Annotated in this window: 22 protein-coding genes and 1 pseudogene; 15 read left to right on the top strand and 8 right to left on the bottom strand. The window is 52.5% G+C overall.

What is annotated here, in order from left to right; all coding sequences use genetic code 11:
- The first annotated feature begins 205 nt into the window (after positions 1-205).
- The 3 genes from zapG to degS all read left to right on the top strand — a co-directional run bounded on the left by zapG (position 206) and on the right by degS (position 3269).
- Positions 206-613, top strand: a complete 408-nt coding sequence (zapG, locus tag BZG20_RS08145; protein WP_069363320.1) for a Z-ring associated protein ZapG — start codon at positions 206-208, stop codon at positions 611-613.
- 71 nt (positions 614-684) lie between these two features.
- Entirely contained in the window at positions 685-2049 is a 1365-nt protein-coding gene (locus BZG20_RS08140; RefSeq protein ID WP_108743058.1) for a Do family serine endopeptidase, read from the top strand.
- A gap of 149 nt (positions 2050-2198) precedes the next feature.
- A complete protein-coding gene (degS, locus tag BZG20_RS08135; protein WP_077578668.1) occupies positions 2199-3269 on the top strand; it encodes an outer membrane-stress sensor serine endopeptidase DegS in 1071 nt (356 codons plus the stop codon).
- 84 nt (positions 3270-3353) lie between these two features.
- Here the strand turns inward: degS and murA are convergent, their stop codons facing one another.
- Genes murA through mlaF form a run of 7 tightly spaced genes read right to left on the bottom strand, consistent with a single transcriptional unit; the run spans position 3354 to position 7929 of the window.
- Positions 3354-4613 carry a UDP-N-acetylglucosamine 1-carboxyvinyltransferase gene (gene murA / locus BZG20_RS08130; protein ID WP_077578667.1) on the bottom strand — a complete coding sequence of 420 codons (1260 nt, stop codon included), beginning with the start codon at positions 4611-4613 and terminating at the stop codon, positions 3354-3356.
- A gap of 9 nt (positions 4614-4622) precedes the next feature.
- Positions 4623-4877 carry a BolA family iron metabolism protein IbaG gene (gene ibaG / locus BZG20_RS08125; protein WP_077578666.1) on the bottom strand — a complete coding sequence of 85 codons (255 nt, stop codon included), beginning with the start codon at positions 4875-4877 and terminating at the stop codon, positions 4623-4625.
- A gap of 2 nt (positions 4878-4879) precedes the next feature.
- Positions 4880-5194 (bottom strand): STAS domain-containing protein, encoded by a 315-nt coding sequence (locus tag BZG20_RS08120; protein ID WP_046073920.1) that lies wholly within the window; start codon positions 5192-5194, stop codon positions 4880-4882.
- Positions 5191-5865, bottom strand: a complete 675-nt coding sequence (mlaC, locus tag BZG20_RS08115) for a phospholipid-binding protein MlaC (protein ID WP_046073919.1) — start codon at positions 5863-5865, stop codon at positions 5191-5193. Before mlaC ends, BZG20_RS08120 begins: the two co-directional genes overlap by 4 nt.
- Before the next feature lie 5 nt (positions 5866-5870).
- A complete protein-coding gene (mlaD, locus tag BZG20_RS08110; protein ID WP_046073918.1) occupies positions 5871-6350 on the bottom strand; it encodes an outer membrane lipid asymmetry maintenance protein MlaD in 480 nt (159 codons plus the stop codon).
- Positions 6351-6352: 2 nt separating this feature from the next.
- Positions 6353-7135 carry a lipid asymmetry maintenance ABC transporter permease subunit MlaE gene (mlaE, locus tag BZG20_RS08105; protein WP_046073917.1) on the bottom strand — a complete coding sequence of 261 codons (783 nt, stop codon included), beginning with the start codon at positions 7133-7135 and terminating at the stop codon, positions 6353-6355.
- Positions 7132-7929, bottom strand: a complete 798-nt coding sequence (mlaF, locus tag BZG20_RS08100; protein WP_046073916.1) for a phospholipid ABC transporter ATP-binding protein MlaF — start codon at positions 7927-7929, stop codon at positions 7132-7134. Before mlaF ends, mlaE begins: the two co-directional genes overlap by 4 nt.
- A gap of 385 nt (positions 7930-8314) precedes the next feature.
- Between mlaF and BZG20_RS08095 the strand changes: the two genes are divergently transcribed.
- The 12 genes from BZG20_RS08095 (at position 8315) to mgtE (ending at position 17691) form a co-directional block, all read left to right on the top strand.
- Positions 8315-9277 carry a calcium/sodium antiporter gene (locus tag BZG20_RS08095; RefSeq protein ID WP_046073915.1) on the top strand — a complete coding sequence of 321 codons (963 nt, stop codon included), beginning with the start codon at positions 8315-8317 and terminating at the stop codon, positions 9275-9277.
- 12 nt (positions 9278-9289) lie between these two features.
- The gene (locus BZG20_RS08090) at positions 9290-10264 is read left to right on the top strand and encodes a KpsF/GutQ family sugar-phosphate isomerase (protein WP_077578665.1); all 975 of its coding nucleotides are present in this window, start codon (positions 9290-9292) and stop codon (positions 10262-10264) included.
- On the top strand, positions 10264-10824 hold the full coding sequence (gene kdsC, locus BZG20_RS08085) for a 3-deoxy-manno-octulosonate-8-phosphatase KdsC (RefSeq protein ID WP_077578664.1): 561 nt from the start codon (positions 10264-10266) through the stop codon (positions 10822-10824). Before BZG20_RS08090 ends, kdsC begins: the two co-directional genes overlap by 1 nt.
- The gene (gene lptC, locus BZG20_RS08080; protein ID WP_077578663.1) at positions 10821-11384 is read left to right on the top strand and encodes an LPS export ABC transporter periplasmic protein LptC; all 564 of its coding nucleotides are present in this window, start codon (positions 10821-10823) and stop codon (positions 11382-11384) included. The genes kdsC and lptC overlap by 4 nt, the downstream gene beginning before the upstream one ends.
- Positions 11365-11898, top strand: coding sequence for a lipopolysaccharide transport periplasmic protein LptA (gene lptA / locus BZG20_RS08075; RefSeq protein WP_077578764.1), 534 nt, complete (start codon positions 11365-11367; stop codon positions 11896-11898). Before lptC ends, lptA begins: the two co-directional genes overlap by 20 nt.
- 8 nt (positions 11899-11906) lie before the next feature.
- Complete coding sequence (lptB, locus tag BZG20_RS08070; RefSeq protein WP_046073911.1) at positions 11907-12632, top strand: LPS export ABC transporter ATP-binding protein; 726 nt, start codon at positions 11907-11909, stop codon at positions 12630-12632.
- Positions 12633-12804: 172 nt separating this feature from the next.
- On the top strand, positions 12805-14280 hold the full coding sequence (locus tag BZG20_RS08065; RefSeq protein ID WP_077578662.1) for an RNA polymerase factor sigma-54: 1476 nt from the start codon (positions 12805-12807) through the stop codon (positions 14278-14280).
- 25 nt (positions 14281-14305) lie between these two features.
- Entirely contained in the window at positions 14306-14593 is a 288-nt protein-coding gene (gene hpf, locus BZG20_RS08060; RefSeq protein ID WP_046073909.1) for a ribosome hibernation promoting factor, read from the top strand.
- 3 nt (positions 14594-14596) lie between these two features.
- The gene (gene ptsN / locus BZG20_RS08055) at positions 14597-15040 is read left to right on the top strand and encodes a PTS IIA-like nitrogen regulatory protein PtsN (RefSeq protein ID WP_046073908.1); all 444 of its coding nucleotides are present in this window, start codon (positions 14597-14599) and stop codon (positions 15038-15040) included.
- Between the two features lie 25 nt (positions 15041-15065).
- Positions 15066-15917: an RNase adapter RapZ gene (gene rapZ / locus BZG20_RS08050; protein ID WP_046073907.1), complete on the top strand. Its 852-nt coding sequence runs from the start codon at positions 15066-15068 to the stop codon at positions 15915-15917.
- On the top strand, positions 15914-16189 hold the full coding sequence (locus BZG20_RS08045) for an HPr family phosphocarrier protein (protein ID WP_046073906.1): 276 nt from the start codon (positions 15914-15916) through the stop codon (positions 16187-16189). The genes rapZ and BZG20_RS08045 overlap by 4 nt, the downstream gene beginning before the upstream one ends.
- Before the next feature lie 134 nt (positions 16190-16323).
- The gene (mgtE, locus tag BZG20_RS08040) at positions 16324-17691 is read left to right on the top strand and encodes a magnesium transporter (RefSeq protein WP_046073905.1); all 1368 of its coding nucleotides are present in this window, start codon (positions 16324-16326) and stop codon (positions 17689-17691) included.
- Positions 17692-17774: 83 nt separating this feature from the next.
- Here the strand turns inward: mgtE and rpoD are convergent.
- Positions 17775-19652, bottom strand: a pseudogene (gene rpoD / locus BZG20_RS08035) (RNA polymerase sigma factor RpoD); the annotation flags it as partial.
- Positions 19653-19689 lie beyond the last annotated feature (37 nt).

Here is a 19689-nt window from a genome sequence, read left to right as displayed (position 1 = left end):
CACGTCGGGCGTCACCGCGCACAACAGACCAAACACGTAAGACAGTATCCCAAGCGGAAAGCGACGTGTATAGTGAGCTAAATCTTCCCTTGCTGAGTCATTGGGGAATGTACGATATTATTAGGTAGGCAAGTGATTTTACTTGTCTTGACTGACCCGTCAGTGGTATCTGTGGACAGTCAACTTGTGACTACAAGGAGCAGTTATGGCCTGGATTAATAGCCTGATCTTTCTCGTCATCGGTATCGCGGTAGGCTTCTTTATTGCCCGCATGACGACGCGCGATCTCAAACAACAAAAAAACATGAAAAGGGAGCTAGAAAAGTCACGTTACGAGCTGGAGCAATATCGCCAAGAGTTGGTGGATCATTTTGCCCAAAGCGCAGAGCTGCTCGATACGCTATCCAAAGATTACAACAAGCTCTATCAGCATATGGCAAAGACCTCGACCGATTTGATGCCGAATTTGCCCGATCAGGACAACCCATTTGCTAAACGGCTGGGTAAAATCACCGAAGTGAAGGCCGAAACAACCAGTGAGCCGCCCAGAGACTACTCAGGCAGTGCCTCAGGACTGCTCAAAAGCGGTGAAGGTTCACGCGCGACGAGTTGATGGAGGATTGAACTTTTTCAGATTGCCCCCACTCTCATTTCATACCTCGACAATCGGAGTGTGAGTCTATGATGAAGAAGTCTTTACTAGCGATGAGTATCGCCGCGCTGACTCTTGGCGCGGCCTTTTCCCCTCTCCCAAGCCACGCCGCCCTACCGCAAACCGTAAACGGCGAAGCCATGCCGAGTTTGGCACCCATGTTGGAGAAGGTCTCTCCGGCCGTCGTCAGTATTGCCGTTGAAGGCAATAAAGTCGCGAAGCAGCGTATTCCAGAAGCCTTTCGTTTTTTCTTTGGCCCCAATCTACCGCCCGAACAAGCCCAAGAGCGCCCATTTCGCGGATTAGGCTCGGGGGTGATCATTGATGCGGATAAAGGCTATATCGTCACCAACCACCATGTGATTGATGATGCAGACCAAATCCGAGTACAACTAAAAGATGGTCGCGAGTACGACGCCACCTTGATTGGCAGTGACGAAATGTCTGACATTGCCCTCCTCCAGTTGGATGAAGATGCCAATAACCTCACACAGATCCCACTGGCCAACTCTGACGAGCTCCGCGTGGGCGATTTTGCGGTGGCGATTGGTAACCCGTTTGGACTGGGACAAACCGTTACATCAGGGATCATCTCAGCACTGGGACGCAGTGGTTTGAATTTGGAAAACTTTGAGAACTTTATTCAAACCGATGCGGCGATCAACAGTGGTAACTCGGGGGGCGCCCTGGTGAACCTTAATGGTGAGTTGATGGGGATCAACACCGCCATTTTAGGCCCCAATGGCGGTAACGTCGGGATTGGCTTTGCGATTCCGGTGAATATGGCGAAAAGCCTTGTCGATCAAATTATCGAGTATGGCTCGGTGCGCCGTGGCATGCTGGGTGTCACCGGGCGCGAGCTAACATCGGAGCTCGCCGATGCCTTTGGTCTTGCCACGCAACACGGCGCGTTTGTTAGCCAGGTGATGCCGGAATCGGCCGCGGAAGAAGCGGGGTTAGAAGCCGGTGACATCATCGTCTCGGTCAACGGCAAAAGTATTCGCAGCTTTGGTGAATTACGCGCCAAAATTGCCACCTTGGGCGCGGGCAAGCCTGTCACCTTGGGGGTTATCCGTGACGGTGAAAACCTAGAAATGGACACCACCCTCAAAGAAGCGAGCCAGACGCAAACCAAGGCCGATAACTTACACAAAGCCCTCACCGGTGCCGAGCTGAAAAATCACGACACCGAGCCGGCTGGGGTAGAAGTGACGGCCATTGAAGAAGGTTCACTCGCCGCGCGCTACGGGCTGCGTGAGGGGGATGTAATTGTCGGCCTCAACCGCCACAAGATTGAGAACCTCGGCGATTTGCGCAAGTTGCTTGAAGACAAGCCCAGCGTGTTAGCGCTCAATATCGTCCGCGACAACAGTTCCTTGTATCTGGTGATCCGCTAGTCCGCTCACGCGCGCCTGGCGCACACCGATTGATGCCTGCCTCCTCGGCAGGCATTTTTTTGCCCAGAGCGCGGTGATGATTTCCCCAACCCTCGCTGACAATGCTATTCTCTAGCTCCGCGTTAAGTTGCTTGAGGATGGCATTATTTATGCTGGCGTTATTGATTCGCTCTGTGATTATTGGCTTGGTGACGGCTGCCTTATTGTTGGTGGCGGTGCCGGACTTACGCTCGGGTCTGCTATCAGGCTTTTCAATTGCAGACAGCATCGAGGACGATCCCGTGGAGCTGGTGTCGTTTAATTACGCGGTTAAGCGCGCATCGCCGGCGGTGGTCAATATTTACACCCGCAACTACACCGGCAACGAACGATTAGCCCTCAACACTCAGGGGTTAGGCTCTGGGGTGATCATGAGCGCCAAAGGCTATATTGTTACTAACTACCACGTGGTCGCCGAGGCCGATCAGGTGATTGTGGCTTTGCAAGATGGCCGTATTTTCACCGCCCAAATGGTGGGCAAAGATCAACGCACCGACTTAGCGGTGATCAAGGTACAAGCCGATAACTTACCCGTGATCCCGGTCAACGAGCGTTATCAGCCTGCGGTGGGCGATACGGTGCTCGCGATTGGCAACCCCTATAACCTCGGCCAAACCACCACTTATGGCATTATTTCCGCGACTGGGCGTACCGGGATGAGCTTTTATGGCCGCCAAGACTTTTTACAAACCGATGCCGCAATTAACCGGGGCAACTCCGGCGGCGCCTTGGTCAACAGTCGCGGCGAGTTAGTGGGGATTAATACCGCCTCGTTCCAGCAAGCCACCGATTTGGAAACCTACGGCATCTCCTTTGCTATCCCCTACGGCTTGACCGAGAAGATCATGAATAAACTGATTGCCGATGGCCGAGTGATCCGAGGCTATATCGGGATTGATGGTCGCGATGTCAACCCAGTGATGGCGCGATTGCTGGATGCCGAGCAGCAACGAGGCGTCATGGTGTCTGGTGTTGACCAAGGGGGACCGGCGGATAAAGCGGGGATCCAACCGCAAGATTTAATCATTAAGATTGATGGTCAGTCCGTACGCGGGGCGCGCAGTGCCATGGATATGGTCACCGATACTCGCCCAGGCTCAACGCTAGATGTGACCCTTATTCGTGATGGTGAGACCCTGACACTGCCGGTCAAAGTGGGCGATGAAAGGCAGCGCCGCTAATACAATCGTTCTCGACGCTTATCGCGTCACGCCATAAAAAACGCCAGCAAGATGCTGGCGTTTTTGTGTCGAGTGAGTGGCAGGTTACTCCGCGTCAATCCGCTCTATTTTGGCTCCCAAGGCTTGGAGTTTATCCTCGATACGCTCATAGCCTCTATCGATATGATAAATCCGATCGACAATGGTCTCACCTTTGGCAATGCAGCCAGCAATCACGAGGCTTGCTGAGGCGCGTAAGTCGGTGGCCATCACCTGTGCCCCGCTTAAGCTGTCGGTATCACCACAGATCACTGTGTTGCCCTCAATTTCTGCATGTGCGCCCATGCGCTGCAGTTCAGGCACGTGCATAAAGCGATTTTCAAAGATGGTTTCGGTGATAATGCCCGTGCCTTTTGCCACCAAGTTGAGCAAGCTAAATTGGGCTTGCATATCGGTCGGAAAACCCGGGTGTGGCGCCGTGCGCACATTGACCGCTTTTAGCTCGCGATCGGTCATGTCGAGCTCAATGAAGTCATCACCGGTCACCACTTTAGCCCCCGCCTCTTCGAGCTTGTGCAATACCGCTTCGAGCAACTCCGGCGAAGTATGGCGACAAGTAATATGCCCGCCAGACACGGCCGCGGCGACCAAGAAGGTGCCGGTTTCAATCCGATCGGCCACGACTGAGTGCTTGCCGCCGCCGAGGCGCTCCACCCCTTCAATTTCAATCCGGTCAGTGCCTGCACCTGACACCTTCGCGCCCAGCATATTGAGGAACTTCGCGGTATCAACAATCTCTGGCTCACGGGCGGCATTTTCGATCACTGTGGTACCGTCAGCCAAGGTGGCTGCGCTCATGATGGTGACCGTCGCGCCAACGCTGACTTTGTCCATCACAATATGCGCCCCTTGCAAGCGGCCATCCACGGTCGCGCGCACATAGCCCTCATCCAAGGTGATGGTGGCACCGAGTTGCTCTAGACCATTGATGTGCAAGTCGACCGGGCGGGCACCGATGGCACAGCCACCAGGCAATGACACTTCGCCTTTACCAAAACGCGCCACTAAGGGCCCTAACGCCCAAATAGACGCGCGCATGGTTTTGACCAAATCATAAGGGGCACACAGCTCAGTAATGTCACTGGCATCGACATGCACAGAGCCGTTGCGATTAACCTTGGCACCTAAGCGAGATAACAGTGCCATAGTGGTATCAATGTCACGCAGCTTAGGGACATTCGCCACTTCGACCGGCTCTTCGGCCAGTAGTGAAGCAAATAAAATCGGGAGGGCGGCATTTTTCGCGCCGGAAATGGCCACATCACCTTTTAGCGGGCCATTGCCCGTCACTCGAAACTTTTGCATCAGACCCTCTTACAACTGCATCAGCTTTTTATCGCGCGCCCATTCAGCTGGGGTCATCGCTTTAATACTGACGGCATGGATATCATTGCGTGCAATATGCGCCATCAGCGGTGCATAAATCGTTTGTTGCTTTTTCACACGTGACATCCCGTCAAACATCTCTGCTACGGCAATCACTTCAAAGTGGCTGCCATCGCCTTTCACGTGCAGCTCGTCCACTGACAAAGCTGCCTCTAAAATGGCTTTAACTTCGCTTGCTTCCACGTTTAAACCCCTTTTTGATGCTCAGCATCGTCCAAAAATGTCTCTACATTGCTCAGCGATAAGAGCAACTTAAGTTGCTCTGGCACCCCTTGATAACGCACCTGTTGCCCTTTCTCACGCAGTTGCTTATCCAGGTGTAGCAACATCGCCATGCCGGCGGAATCTACACGTGATAGCGCGCTTAAATCCAGGCTCAAGGCAGTGTCAGTGGGGAGCCACTGGTCACGCTGGCGCCAAAAGTCAGGCACTGTGTCACGATCTAGCCGCCCTGACAAGTGATACTGTTGCCCGTCGCCGGCGGTGAAGCTCACGCTCATGAGGCGTCCTGCTTTTGTTTGTCTTCGCGACGGATGGGACGTTCAGCCAAGGTTTTTAATTGCTCGATGACCGAATCAATACCATCGCGACGTAGCGGTGCTTTCCATTCCGACTGCTTAGACTGGATCATACTCACGCCCTCGGCGGTGACGTCATAGGCTTGCCAATTTCCTGTCCGAGTATTTTTACGTAAGCTAAAGTCGAGGCGAATCGGTGGCCGTGACGGATCGGTAATATCGACCCGCACTTTGACAATCTTATCGTCAGGGGCAATCGGCTGATCTTTTTGTACCTCGACATCTTGGTCATCGTACTCAAGCAAGATCTGCGCGTAAGAGGCAATCATGTATTCCGTGAATGCCTCGGTAAAGGCGTCACGCTGCGCGGGCGTGGCTTTGCGATAGTACTGCGCGCCCAACACCAGTGATGCGGCATACCGAGTATGAATGTAAGGCAGTAACTCATCTTTGACCACATCACGCAGCAAGTCAGGATCAGCGCGGAATAAGGTGCGGTCTTTACGCAGGCGGGTAAAGGTGTTGTCCGCCACTTGCTCGATGAGCTGATAAGGGTTGGATTGATCAACCGGCTCGCTCGCCTGTGCCACAGTGCCAAGGCTTGAAACCAGCAGGCAAACGGCGCTGCTCAGTGCGATCCATGTCTTTTTCATGCTGTTTACTCCTTGTCACCAACGCTATAGAGGAACTGACCAATCAAATCTTCGAGTACCAGTGCCGATTTGGTGTCCTGAATCTTGTCGCCGGCGTCTAAATAGCCAATACCCAGCGCTTCATCCACGAAGCCTGGGGTGATACCAATGTACTGTTCACCCAATAAACCTGCGGTATAAATCGATGCCGAGCTTGATTCCGGAAAACGTCCGGCGTCAGCATTGATTTGCAGGGTGACTTGGGGGACATAAGTCTCGGCGTCCAACGCAATGTCGGTCACTTGGCCAACGGTCACGCCACCCACTTTGACCGGTGAGCGCACTTTTAAGCCACCAATATTGTCGAACTCAGCGGTTAGCGTGTAAGTATCCGCCCGTCCCCAACGCTGGACATCGGCCACTTGAAACGCCAAGACCAATAACGCTGCAATGCCAGCAATGACAAAACAACCTACCCAAAATTCTGTTTTACGACTCTGTTGCATGATTAATTCCCAAACATGAGTGCAGTAAGGACAAAGTCTAGGCCGAGCACGGCCAACGATGAATGTACCACAGTACGCGTGGTGGCGCGGCTGATCCCTTCCGATGTCGGCGTGGCATCATAGCCGTTAAAAAGCGCAATCCAGGTCACAGCCACCGCAAACACCACACTTTTTATCAGTGCGTTGCCCACGTCATAGCCCAGATCGACCGACGCTTGCATCACCGACCAGAAACTGCCGTGGTCAATGCCTTTCCAGTCGACGCCGACCAGCTCGCCGCCCCAAATGCCCACCAGCATAAAAATCACTGCCAGCAGTGGCATGGCAATCACACCCGCCCAAAAGCGCGGTGCTATCACTCGGCGTAGCGGGTCAACCGCCATCATCTCTAGGCTTGATAACTGCTCGGTGGCTTTCATTAAGCCAATTTCTGCGGTCAGTGCTGACCCAGCTCGGCCAGCAAATAGCAAGGCAGTCACCACAGGGCCAAGCTCACGTAGCAGCGACAAGGCCACCATTTGTCCAAGGCTGGTTTCCGCGCCAAAGTCTGACAACACCAGATACCCTTGCAAGCTCAGCACCATACCAATAAACAGGCCAGAGACCATGATGATCGCCAGTGAGCGAACGCCTACCGAATAGAGCTGCTTGACCAATAGCGGGAAGGTTTTGCTCGGTTGCGGACGGCCAATCAGTGCGCCTGTCATCACAAAGGTTGCGCGGCCCATGGATTCGGCCACGCGCATGGCCCGGCGGCCCACGTCTTCTATGTGTGTTCTGATCACCGGAAAATCTCCTGGGTTAACTCGCCAGCGGGATAGCGAAAAGGTACCGGCCCATCAGCATGCCCTTCTAAAAACTGTTTTACCCATGGGTCAGGATTGTCACGCAGCGATTGGGGCGAACCACTGGCAATAATGCGGCTATCGGCGAGCAAATATACCTGATCGGCAATACTCATGACCTCTGGCACATCGTGCGAAACCACCACACAGGTCAATCCCAGTGCTTGGTTAAGCTGACGAATCAAGGTCACCAGCACCCCCATGGTGATCGGATCTTGGCCGACAAAGGGCTCATCAAACAAAATCAATTCAGGGTCAAGCGCAATCGAGCGTGCGAGAGCCGCACGACGTGCCATCCCGCCCGATAAATCACTGGGCATTAATCCTTGCGCGCCACGTAAGCCCACCGCTTCTAGCTTGAGCATCACGATGGTGTGAATAAGCGACTCGTCCAAGTCGGTATGTTCGCGCAGCGGGAAAGCGACATTATCAAACACCGACATATCGGTGAATAACGCCCCTGATTGGAACAGCATGCTCATACGCTGACGGACTTCAAACAACTTGCGTCGTCCTAGGGAAGGAATAGCGTGGCCATCAAACACAATCTCGCCCGCATCGGGTTTAAGCTGACCGGCAATCAAACGCAGCAAGGTGGTTTTGCCTATCCCTGATGGCCCCATGATCGCGGTTACTTGGCCACGTGGCACTTGCAAATCAATATTGTCAAAAATGCATCGATTGCCCCGTGAGAAGGTCATCCCACTGATATCTATCAGGCTCTGTGCTGCCATGGCCGCATCTCATGGTTAGAAAGGAACAAAATTAAGTGGCTGATAATAAGGCGTCACCCACTCTAACACAAGCCACGCCGCACCTCAGCGCCCACAGGACGTGACTTATCCCTGATAATAGCAGCTTATCTTCGCTTTTCTTGTCAGACATAGGTCAGCTTACGTCCGACTAATGTAACGCTGCCATTCATAGCGACTGTTTCACGATGACTGTTTCATGGCGACCATTTCATGGCGACCGTTTCACGGCGACAACCCTCATGTTGATGAATGAAATCACCGATTTCATCGCTAAAGCACGGGCTTTTCGCTTCACATTTACCCCGTTAGCCGTCAGAATTGCACCTCATTTGTACCCAATCAAAAAACGCAAAGGATAGGTGTCATGGTCATAGCGGTTGCCATACTCATTGTTGGACTCATCGTGCTAGTGTGGAGTGCCGACCGATTAGTGTTCGGTGCGGCAGCAATCGCGAAAAACTACGGGGTCTCTCCGCTGGTGATCGGGATGACTATTTTGGCCATGGGCTCCTCTGCCCCAGAGATGATGGTCTCGGCCAACGCCGCCTTAGCGGATAAAACCGACACCGCCGTGGGTAATGTGTTGGGCTCCAACATCGCTAATATTGCGCTGATCCTCGGTTTCACCGCACTGATTAAGCCCCTTTCTATTGGCTCGACTATTATTCGTCGCGAGCTGCCTCTGATGCTAGGGGTCACCGTATTGGCTGGGGTGCTGCTTTGGAACAACCACCTGGGCTTTTTTGAAGGCGTGGGGCTGTTCACCCTGTTTGTGATTTTCATCCTAATGATGCTAAAAATCGGCAAAGACTCGGGTGGCACCGATCCAATACTGGCCGACCAACAATCGGATATTCCTAATGATGTCAGTAACCTGAAAGCGGTGCTGTGGATCATCATTGGTTTGCCATTGCTGCTGGTCTCTTCCGATCAAGTGGTTGACTCGGCGGTGACCATCGCGCAGTACTTTGGCATGAGCGATTTGGTGATCGGCTTGACCATCATCGCCATTGGCACCAGCTTGCCTGAGCTCGCCGCGTCGATAGCAGGGGTAATGAAAGGGGAAGATGATTTGGCCGTCGGCAATATTATCGGCTCAAACGTGTTCAATATTCTCGCAGTGATGGGGATCCCAGGATTACTCAACCCCTCAGCGATCAGTGAGTATGCCATGAGCCGCGATTATTATATTATGTTGGTGCTTTCCATCATGTTGCTGATTTTTGCGCTCGGTAAATCACGTAGCATCAACCGCATTGAAGGCGCTGTTTTTCTCCTTTGTTATATCGGCTATCAAGGCTACCTGTTTGTTAACGCAGCAGCCTAAACGGACACGAGTATGAGTGATTACAGTTTTGATTTTCGCCGCGCAGGGCTTGATGTGCTCAACATTGAGCAAGACGCGATTGCGCAGCTAAAAACGGCGATCGATGACCACTTCGCGGCCGCTTGCCAACTCATCTTACATGCCACGGGGAAAGTGGTGGTGATGGGCATGGGTAAATCCGGCCATATTGGTAAAAAAATCGCCGCGACATTGGCCAGCACGGGGACGCCCGCGTTTTTTGTCCATCCAGGGGAAGCCAGCCACGGCGATCTGGGAATGATAAACCAAGGTGATGTGGTACTGGCCATTTCCAACTCAGGGGAAGCCGGTGAAATCTTAACCTTGCTGCCCGTGATTAAACGCCTCGGGATCCCCTTGGTCTGTATGACCGGCAACCCTAATTCCAGCATGGGTCAGCTCGCGAAAGTGAATCTCAATATTCATGTCCCGCAAGAAGCCTGCCCATTGGCCTTGGCCCCCACCTCCAGCACCACCGCCACCTTAGTGATGGGCGATGCCCTCGCGATGGCGTTGATGCAAGCCAGAGGCTTTACCGCGAACGACYTTGCCCTCTCCCACCCCGGCGGCGCACTGGGGCGTAAGCTATTATTACGTATCAGTGATTTAATGCACCAAGACGAGCGCTTACCCGTGGTTGAGGACTCCGCCACCGTCCGTGATGCGCTTTTAGAGGTGTCAGAAAAAGGCCTAGGCATGACCGCGATTGTTGATAGCCACGGGCAACTGACGGGCGTGTTTACCGATGGCGATTTGCGCCGCTTGCTGGATATGCGCATTGACCTGCATACCACCACCATTGGCTCAGTGATGTCGACAAACCCGGTGACCATTGAACCGGAACTGCTCGCGGCAGAAGGACTCAAACTCATGGAAGAGCGTAAAATTAACGGACTGCTGGTTGCTAAAAACGGCCAGCTGCTCGGCGCCCTTAACATGCATGACCTTTTAAAAGCCGGAGTTATCTAATGGCCTCCACTGTGATTGACACCCTCTATGGCCCTGTGGCTGCCGACGTTTTTCAACGTGCGGCGGCGATAAAACTGCTGATTTGCGATATTGACGGCGTCTTCTCCGATGGCCGCGTATACATGGGCAATCAGGGTGAAGAGCTCAAAGCATTTCATACCCGTGATGGGTATGGCATCAAGTCGATCATGAATGCCGGCATCGAGGTCGCGGTGATCACAGGCCGCCAATCGCAGATTGTCGCGAACCGAATGCAAGCCCTCGGTGTCCAACATGTTTATCAAGGACAAAGTGACAAACTTACCGCGTATCAAGACTTGTGCCGCCATGTTGATGTTTTACCCGCACACACGGCCTACATTGGCGATGACTTAATTGATTGGCCGGTGATGGAGAAAGTCGGGCTTGCCTGCTGTGTGGCCGATGGTCACCCACTCCTGAAGCGTCGCGCGCACTTTGTCACCCAAACAGGTGGTGGCTTTGGCGCGGTGCGTGAAGTGTGCGATTTGATGTTAGAGGCGCGTGGCGAACTCGACCAACACAAGGGCTTGAGTTTATGATCCGGCGGCTGGGCCTGCTTATACTGATCGTGCTTTGCGCAGTGAGCGGTTACTATTTATTGGTTCAGCATGGTTGGCAACGGGTACAACAGGTGACACCTGATGCCGAGAAACCTCTGTTTACTGGCGAAGCGATTGAAACCGTCCAATACAATGCGGATGGCGTGCGCAGTTACACTGTGCAAGCCAAACACCTTGAACATTACGCCAAAATTGACGAGACCCATTTCAATGAGCCCGTGCTTTGGACCTATAAGGAAGGCAAAGAGGAAGAGTGGCGTGTGAGCGCTAACTACGCGGTTTTGTCCGACGAACACCTGCTGACCATGACAGGTAACGTACGCATTTTTAACCTACTACCGAATGCACAAATTAACTCGGTAGCCACCGATTCGGTGACCTTGAATCTCACCACGCGAGATTTTTGGTCCGAGAGTCCGACGACGATCACCGGCACCCGTTTTCAAACCAAGGGAAAACGGGTGAAAGGAAATTTCGGTAACCACCAGATGGAATTGTTAGACGATGTTAGAGGCCGATATGAAACGACCCCTCGTTAAAGCGCTGGCAGGTGCCATGTTGCTGCTGTCGCATTACTCACTGGCACTAAGCAGTGATACTGAGCAACCTATTTATATAGAGTCAGAAAGCCAGCACCTAGATATGGCCACAAACACGGTGACCTTTACCCAAAACGTGGTGCTGACCCAAGGCAGCATTAAAATCCTGGCCGATAAACTGATCGTGATTCGCCCCCAAGGCCAAGAGGGTGATGAAACCATCGAAGCCTATGGTAAGCCGGCCACGTTTGAGCAAACCATGGACGATGGCAAAGAGATTCATGGCGAAGCCAACAAACTGCGCTACGAAGTGGGCAATGAATTTCTTAAAATGTCGACCAATGCGATGCTTGAGCAAAGTGGCAATCAGGTGGAAGGTAACGTGATCACCTATGAAATCGACAAGCAACAACTTGTAGCAGAAAGTGATAGTACCAAACGCGTCACCACGATTTTGCAGCCGAGCACCAAATCGTCATCCTCTCAGGATGCATCCACGTCAGACGAGCAATAAGAGGCGACATGGCAACACTCACAGCAGCCAATTTGGCCAAAAGTTATAAAGGGCGAAAGGTGGTCGCCGATGTCAGCTTGGAAGTGAAATCCGGTGAAATTGTTGGTCTTTTAGGCCCTAACGGTGCAGGTAAAACCACGTCGTTTTACATGATTGTCGGCTTGGTCGCTCGTGACGAAGGGGCCATCTATATCGATGACAAAGACATTAGCATTCAGCCGATGCATAACCGCTCACGCCTGGGGATTGGCTACTTACCGCAAGAGGCCTCGATATTTCGCAAGCTGAGCGTCTACGATAACCTAATGGCGGTGTTACAAACCCGTAAGTCGTTAAGCAAAGAAGAGCGCCAAGACAAGGCAGAAGATCTGTTGGATGAGTTTAATATTCAGCATATCCGTGACAGCCTAGGGATGGCCTTATCCGGTGGTGAGCGCCGTCGGGTAGAGATCGCGCGTGCATTGGCCGCCAACCCAAAATTTATTTTGCTGGATGAGCCGTTTGCAGGGGTCGACCCGATATCGGTGATCGATATTAAGAAAATCATCGAGCACTTACGTGATCGTGGCTTAGGCGTGCTGATTACCGACCACAATGTGCGCGAAACACTCAGTGTCTGTGAACATGCTTACATTGTCAGCCAAGGACACTTGATTGCACACGGTACCCCTGATGAAGTGCTTAATGATGAGCATGTCAAACGGGTCTATTTGGGTGATCAGTTCAAACTCTAATGCACCTGATTACGCCAACTCGGTGAGCGTGTTCGGATAAAATATAGTGGACTGGCTCACGCTACAAACTGCCAATCAAGGCTATAGTTAATAAAGAGCGCTTGCCCTGTTAGCCAGAGCAAGCGTTTTTAACCTCTTCGGTCGTTGAAATAAGGAAAGGTGTACCGCCTCTATGAAACCCACGCTTCAGCTTAAGCTTGGACAACAGCTCGCAATGACACCGCAATTGCAGCAGGCTATCCGTCTGCTGCAATTGTCGACGCTGGACTTGCAACAGGAGATCCAAGAAGCGTTGGAAACCAACCCGCTGTTGGAACATGACGAAGGCCAAGATCAGGAGGCCAGTCAGCACGAGCAATCCCATGATCAAGATACCGCTGAGCAAGAAACAGCAACCGCCAGCGCGGACACCATGGAAACCTCGGACGCGTTTGAAAAGAACGAAATGCCGGACGATCTCCCGGTCGATACGACTTGGGATCATCTCTACTCTGCCGGTACCGGCAACACAGGCGCAGGGGCCAGCGGATACGACGACCAACCCGTTTACCAAGGGGAAACCACCCAAACGCTCTACGACTATTTAAAATGGCAGCTCGAACTGACGCCCTTTTCGGAAAACGATCAGGTGATCGCCATGGCGATCATTGATGCGGTGGACGATCAAGGTTACTTGTCGGTCAGCACCGAAGAGATCCTCGACAGCTTAGGAAGCGAAGAGATTGAGCTTGACGAAGTCGAAGCGGTGCTCAAACGCGTGCAACATTTTGATCCGCTGGGTGTGGCGTCTCGCTCACTGCAAGAGTGTTTGATGCTGCAACTGGCAACCTACGACGCCGATACCCCTTGGCTCAACGAGGCTCGTAAAGTGCTCACTGAACACATGGACTTACTCGCCAACCGTGATTATCGCCAGTTGATGCGTGAAACCCGGCTAAAAGAGCCTGAGCTTAAGTCAGTGATGCAATTGATTCATAGCCTCGAGCCACGCCCAGGTAACTTGATTGTGACCAACGAGGCCGAATATGTGGTGCCTGATGTCTCCGTGTTTAAGCATCAAGGGCAGTGGGTGGTCCAAATCAACCCAGATAGCGTGCCCAAACTGAAAGTGAACGAGCAATACGCTGCCTATGGTCGTAATGGTTGTAGCCCCTCTGATAGCCAGTTTATTCGCTCACACCTACAAGAAGCCAAGTGGCTGATCAAAAGCCTGGAAAGCCGTAATGACACCTTGCTGAAGGTGGCACGCTGTATTGTCGAACATCAACACGACTTCTTTGAGTACGGGGAAGAGGCCATGAAGCCGATGGTGCTTAACGACATCGCCTTGGATGTCGATATGCATGAGTCAACCATTTCCCGTGTCACGACACAAAAGTTCATGCATACGCCGCGCGGTATTTTCGAGCTGAAGTACTTTTTCTCTAGTCACGTCAGTACCGACAATGGCGGCGAGTGCTCATCCACAGCAATTCGCGCACTGATCAAAAAATTGGTCGCTGACGAGCCGGCTAATAAGCCGCTTAGCGACAGTAAGATTGCCACATTGCTGGCCGAGCAAGGCATTAAAGTTGCACGACGGACCATTGCTAAGTACCGAGAGTCACTGGGTATTGCGCCGTCAAACCAGCGTAAGCGTCTGCTATAGGCGCCTCAACAGAAGGAAAGTGTGTATGCAAATCAATCTGACCGGACAGTCTGTCGACGTCACGCCACCACTACGCGAGTATGTGGAGACCAAGTTTGCTAAACTCGAGCGCTTTTTCGAGCACATTAATAATGTCCATGTTGTACTGAATGTCCAAAAGCTCGACCAGATTGCAGAAGCAACGCTCCACGTGAACAACGGGGAGATCCATGCAAAAGCACAATCGCATGATATGTATGCGGCCATCGATGGGCTGACCGATAAGCTGGTCAAGCAACTGAGTAAACACAAAGAAAAGCTCAAACAGCACTAAGCTATGGAACTGAAAGAAGTACTGTCAGTGGACTGCACCCGCAGTGCCGTCCACTGCTCTAGCAAGAAACGCGCCCTGGAAATCATCAGCCAGGTTGCTGCGGACAAGCTGGGCACCAACGCACAAACCTTGTTTGAATGCATGCTAAGCCGCGAAAAGCTGGGGACGACCGGCATTGGGGCGGGCATTGCCATTCCCCATGGCCGCACGCTCGACAGCCAACATGCCGTAGGCGTGCTGCTACAATGCGCCGAGCCCATAGAGTTTGATGCGGTGGACAAACGGCCTGTCGATCTGCTGTTTGCGCTGCTAGTGCCCGATGAACAGTGCAAGGTACACCTGCAAACCCTGTCTGCGATTGCCGAGAAGTTGAATGACAAAAAGCTGTGTCGTCAGCTGCGCAATGCCAATTCAGACCAAGAGCTGTACAATATCATTACCCAATAATGGGCAACGCTGACGGGAGCGAACTATGATGCTAAAAATTGTCAGTGGCCGTTCCGGCTCAGGAAAGTCAGTGGCATTGCGGGTACTGGAGGATCTTGGTTATTACTGCGTGGATAACCTGCCCGTCAACTTACTGCGTGACTTTGTTGTCTCGCAAGACGATGCGGACGCAAAAATTGCCGTCAGTCTCGATATTCGCAATCTCCCCAACGCCAAAGAGCCGGTTGCCGACACCTTGGCTGCACTGCGCGAAATCTGCGATGTCACTGTGTACTATTTAGACGCCGACGATAAAGATCTGATTAAACGCTTCAGTGAAACCCGTCGTCTGCATCCCCTTTCTCGACACAACCTCTCATTAGAGCAGGCCATCCAAGCTGAAAAGCAGCAAATGGCGCCAATTAAAGAGCACGCGGATCGGGTAATTAACACCACGGGCTTGTCGATTCACGACTTGAGTGAGTCCGTACGTTCACTGGTACTGGGTCGCACCAGCAGCGATTTGGTGATGGTGTTTGAATCCTTTGGCTTTAAGCATGGTTTGCCCGCCGATGCCGATTATGTCTTTGATGTCCGTTTTCTCCCCAATCCACACTGGGAGCCCGCGCTTCGCCCTCATACTGGGCTCGAGAAGCCTGTGCGTATGTTTCTCGCCGCCCAACCTGACGTGGCCATGTTAGTGGCGCAAATAAAAGGTTTCCTCGAGTCGTGGCTACCTGCACTTAAAAACAATAACCGTAGCTATGTGACCGTGGCGATTGGCTGTACCGGGGGCAAACACCGCTCGGTGTATGTCGCGCAATACTTGTCGGATTATTTTCAGGAGCTGGGCGAGCAAGTGCAAACGCGTCACCGTACCTTGGAGCAAAAACAGTGACCTCGGTATCGACTCAAGTATGTATTCGTAACCGTTTAGGCTTGCATGCACGCGCCGCCATCAAGCTGGTTGAACTGGTGCAAGAGTATGATGCCGATGTGGTGCTGCAAAGCACAGATAAATCCGCCACTGCTGACAGTGTAATGGCCATGCTGATGCTGGAATCAGCGCAAGGCGAAACCATTACGGTATCGGCCAGCGGCCCGCAGGCAACAACAGCGCTTGATGCGGTGAAAGCATTATTTGAGGCGGGCTTCGACGAAGACAGCTAACGGTCCCGCCTCCTCAACCACTGCGCTGACCAGCGCGGTGAATGGCGCTAAATCCCCTCTATCACCGATTTGTCATGCGACAGACTCCCCTGATTAGGTTAGAATTTTAGTCATTGCATTTGGGGGAGTGGCCGATGGCAGACACATTAGAACAAGAACAAAGTAACCTAACCCACCAACGGCTCCAAGAAGTCACTCAATTGCTTGAGCAAGGCATGTTTGTGCGCGTACGCCGTATGCTCGAGGACATGGAGCCAGAAGACACTGCTCACCTTTTAGAGGCCTCTCCGCCGAAAGGACGTCTGGTACTTTGGCAGCTCACCGACCCGGAAGATCAAGGTGAGATCCTTGATGAGCTCTCAGAAGATGTGAAAGACGGCATCATGGTTCGCATGGCCCCTGATCAGCTCGCGGCAGCGACGGAAGGGATGGAAACCGATGATGTCGCTTACTTGCTCCGTAGCCTACCGCAAGACGTTTCCCAAGACGTGCTGGCGGAAATGGATGCCCAAGACCGGACGCGCGTACAGCAAGCCCTCTCCTACCCCGAGGAGTCCGCGGGCGGGATCATGAATACTGACGTCATCACCATTCGTGATGATGTGACCGTGGATGTGGTATTACGCTATTTGCGGATGCGCGGTGAGTTACCCGACACCACAGATACCCTGTATGTGATCGACCCAAACGGCCGCTTAATTGGTAATTTGCCGATCAGTGCCCTGTTGGTTAACCAACCGGATACCGATATCGCTGACATCATGGATGCACCGGATGAGGCGATCAGTGTCACCATGGACGACGGTGATGTCGCCAGCCTGTTTGAACGCCGTAATTGGGTCTCAGCCCCCGTGGTGGATGAGCACAACCACTTGGTCGGTCGAATCACCATTGATGATGTGGTGGACATTATTCGTGAAGACGCTGAACACTCGATGATGAGCATGGCAGGCCTTGATGACGAAGAAGACACCTTTGCCCCCGCGTTTAAAAGTGCGCGTCGTCGTAGCATCTGGCTGGGGATCAATGTATTGGCGGCCTTAACCGCGGCATCGGTCTCCAACATGTTTGAAGGCACCTTGGATAAAATGGCAGCCATCGCGGTATTGATGACCATTGTTCCTTCCATGGGCGGCGTGGCTGGCAACCAGACCGTCGCCTTGGTGATTCGCGGCCTGGCAGTTGGCCATATTGGCGACTCCAATACCCGCTGGCTGCTGGCCAAAGAAGCCACCGTTGGCATGATTAACGGCCTTGTCTGGTCGCTGATCATTGGCGGTGTGGTGGTATTATGGAAAGGCAGTCTTGAGCTGGGGTTGATCATTTCAGGCGCGATGATGGTCAACTTGTTTGTCGCGGGTATTGCTGGGGTGGCGATCCCCACGTTACTGAAAAAGTACAATATCGATCCGGCATTGGCCGGTGGGATGGCCCTGACCACCGTCACCGATGTGGTTGGCCTGCTCGCGTTTTTGGGGCTGGCCACCTTATTTATTACCTAGCCTCTATTACCTAGCCTCGTTAGGATAAAAAAAGGCGAGCCATCTGGCTCGCCTTTCTCATCAGGTCGCTTGAAACCGAGCTATTACTCGTCCAAGAAGCTACGCAATGTCTCAGAGCGGCTTGGATGACGTAACTTACGTAGCGCTTTCGCCTCAATCTGGCGAATACGTTCACGGGTCACATCAAACTGCTTACCCACTTCTTCCAGCGTATGGTCGGTATTCATTTCAATACCAAAGCGCATACGCAGTACTTTCGCTTCACGCGGTGTCAGGCCAGCTAGCACGTCATTGGTTGCCATTTTGAGGTTGTTCGACGTTGCCGAATCCATCGGTAGCTCCAACGTCGTGTCCTCGATAAAGTCACCCAGGTGTGAATCTTCATCATCACCGATTGGGGTTTCCATCGAGATCGGCTCTTTGGCGATCTTCAATACCTTGCGAATTTTATCTTCCGGCATCAACATCCGCTCAGCCAGCTCTTCAGGCAGCGGCTCACGCCCCATTTCCTGAAGCATCTGACGCGAAATACGGTTGAGCTTGTTGATAGTCTCAATCATGTGTACCGGAATACGGATGGTTCGCGCTTGGTCCGCAATCGAACGCGTGATTGCCTGACGGATCCACCAGGTCGCATAAGTTGAGAACTTATAGCCACGGCGATATTCAAACTTATCGACCGCTTTCATCAAGCCAATGTTACCTTCCTGGATAAGGTCCAAGAACTGCAGGCCACGGTTGGTATATTTCTTAGCAATCGAAATAACCAGACGTAGGTTGGCCTCAACCATTTCTTTTTTCGCACGGCGTGCTTTCGCTTCACCGATAGACATACGACGGCTGATGTCTTTGATCCGCTCGACCGACAAGCCCGTCTCTTCCTCGATGATCTTCAGCTTCTGCACACAGCGGCGAAGATCTTCTTCGTAACGCGCCACACGCTCTGCGTAAGGCTTGCCAGAGTTCAGTGCTTCGTCAATCCATGCATCCGATGACTCATTGCCCGCAAACAATTGAACGAAGGTTTTCTTCGGCATTTTGGCCTGATCGACACAAAGACGCATCACCAAACGCTCTTGGGTGCGCACCTTGTCCATGGTTTGACGCATGTCATTAACCAGACGATCAAACTGTTTGGGGATCAGACGGAACTGCTTAAACGTTTCAGACAGCGCATCGATCGACTCTTTCGTACGCTCATCATAACGGCCGTACTGTTGGATCGCCGTTTCCATCGCCGCATAGGTGCTACGAAGCTCGCTGAACTTCTCACGCGCCAGTTCAGGATCGATACCAACATCTTCATCACTCTCATCGTCTTCGTCGGTATCGTCTTTGTCTTCGTCTTCATCATCTTCGTCATCAAGCTCTTTTTCGCTGAGCTCGGAGCCGATATGGGTCGCCGTAGGTGCGACGTCATCCTGGTCTGGATCGATAAAACCAGAAATAATGTCGGTTAAGCGAAGCTCTTCTGCTTCCACTTTATCGAACTGATCGAGCAGTGAGGCAATCGAGGCCGGATATTCTGCCACCGAACACTGCACCTGGTTGATGCCGTCTTCGATACGCTTGGCGATATCGATCTCACCCTCACGGGTCAACAGCTCAACCGTGCCCATTTCTCGCATATACATGCGAACAGGATCCGTGGTGCGACCGATTTCACTCTCCACGCTAGAAAGTGCTGCCGCCGCTGCTTCGGCTGCGTCTTCGTCGGCCACGGTTTCTGACATCATTAGCTCATCGGCATCAGGGGCGGCTTCCACCACTTGAATGCCCATGTCGTTAATCATCTGAATGATGTCTTCTATTTGGTCGGAATCGACAATGTCTTCCGGGAGGTGGTCATTAACTTCGGCATAGGTCAGATAGCCTTGCTCCTTGCCTTTTGCGACAAGCAACTTTAGCTGTGACTGCGGATTTTGATCCATAGACGATATCCAACTTCGGGTCTGAGTGAAGAATTTAGTATGCGGAAACGCAAACCGCCAATTTTAA

Origin of the sequence: Salinivibrio sp. IB868 (genome assembly GCF_001995655.1) — a bacterium.
Classification (GTDB): domain Bacteria; phylum Pseudomonadota; class Gammaproteobacteria; order Enterobacterales; family Vibrionaceae; genus Salinivibrio; species Salinivibrio siamensis.
The sequence above is the reverse complement of the archived record's forward strand: the minus strand, read 5'-3'. Positions and strand labels throughout refer to the sequence as shown.

Bases quoted from the DNA above. Each gene is read 5' to 3' on its own strand.
- zapG (WP_069363320.1), top strand. From the start codon at position 206: ATGGCCTGGATTAATAGCCTGATCTTTCTCGTCATCGGTATCGCGGTA.
- BZG20_RS08140 (WP_108743058.1), top strand. From the start codon at position 685: ATGAAGAAGTCTTTACTAGCGATGAGTATCGCCGCGCTGACTCTTGGC.
- degS (WP_077578668.1), top strand. From the start codon at position 2,199: ATGCTGGCGTTATTGATTCGCTCTGTGATTATTGGCTTGGTGACGGCT.
- murA (WP_077578667.1), bottom strand. From the start codon at position 4,613: ATGCAAAAGTTTCGAGTGACGGGCAATGGCCCGCTAAAAGGTGATGTG.
- BZG20_RS08120 (WP_046073920.1), bottom strand. From the start codon at position 5,194: ATGAGCGTGAGCTTCACCGCCGGCGACGGGCAACAGTATCACTTGTCA.
- mlaC (WP_046073919.1), bottom strand. From the start codon at position 5,865: ATGAAAAAGACATGGATCGCACTGAGCAGCGCCGTTTGCCTGCTGGTT.
- mlaD (WP_046073918.1), bottom strand. From the start codon at position 6,350: ATGCAACAGAGTCGTAAAACAGAATTTTGGGTAGGTTGTTTTGTCATT.
- mlaF (WP_046073916.1), bottom strand. From the start codon at position 7,929: ATGGCAGCACAGAGCCTGATAGATATCAGTGGGATGACCTTCTCACGG.
- BZG20_RS08095 (WP_046073915.1), top strand. From the start codon at position 8,315: ATGGTCATAGCGGTTGCCATACTCATTGTTGGACTCATCGTGCTAGTG.
- kdsC (WP_077578664.1), top strand. From the start codon at position 10,264: ATGGCCTCCACTGTGATTGACACCCTCTATGGCCCTGTGGCTGCCGAC.
- lptC (WP_077578663.1), top strand. From the start codon at position 10,821: ATGATCCGGCGGCTGGGCCTGCTTATACTGATCGTGCTTTGCGCAGTG.
- lptA (WP_077578764.1), top strand. From the start codon at position 11,365: ATGAAACGACCCCTCGTTAAAGCGCTGGCAGGTGCCATGTTGCTGCTG.
- lptB (WP_046073911.1), top strand. From the start codon at position 11,907: ATGGCAACACTCACAGCAGCCAATTTGGCCAAAAGTTATAAAGGGCGA.
- BZG20_RS08065 (WP_077578662.1), top strand. From the start codon at position 12,805: ATGAAACCCACGCTTCAGCTTAAGCTTGGACAACAGCTCGCAATGACA.
- hpf (WP_046073909.1), top strand. From the start codon at position 14,306: ATGCAAATCAATCTGACCGGACAGTCTGTCGACGTCACGCCACCACTA.
- ptsN (WP_046073908.1), top strand. From the start codon at position 14,597: ATGGAACTGAAAGAAGTACTGTCAGTGGACTGCACCCGCAGTGCCGTC.
- rapZ (WP_046073907.1), top strand. From the start codon at position 15,066: ATGATGCTAAAAATTGTCAGTGGCCGTTCCGGCTCAGGAAAGTCAGTG.
- mgtE (WP_046073905.1), top strand. From the start codon at position 16,324: ATGGCAGACACATTAGAACAAGAACAAAGTAACCTAACCCACCAACGG.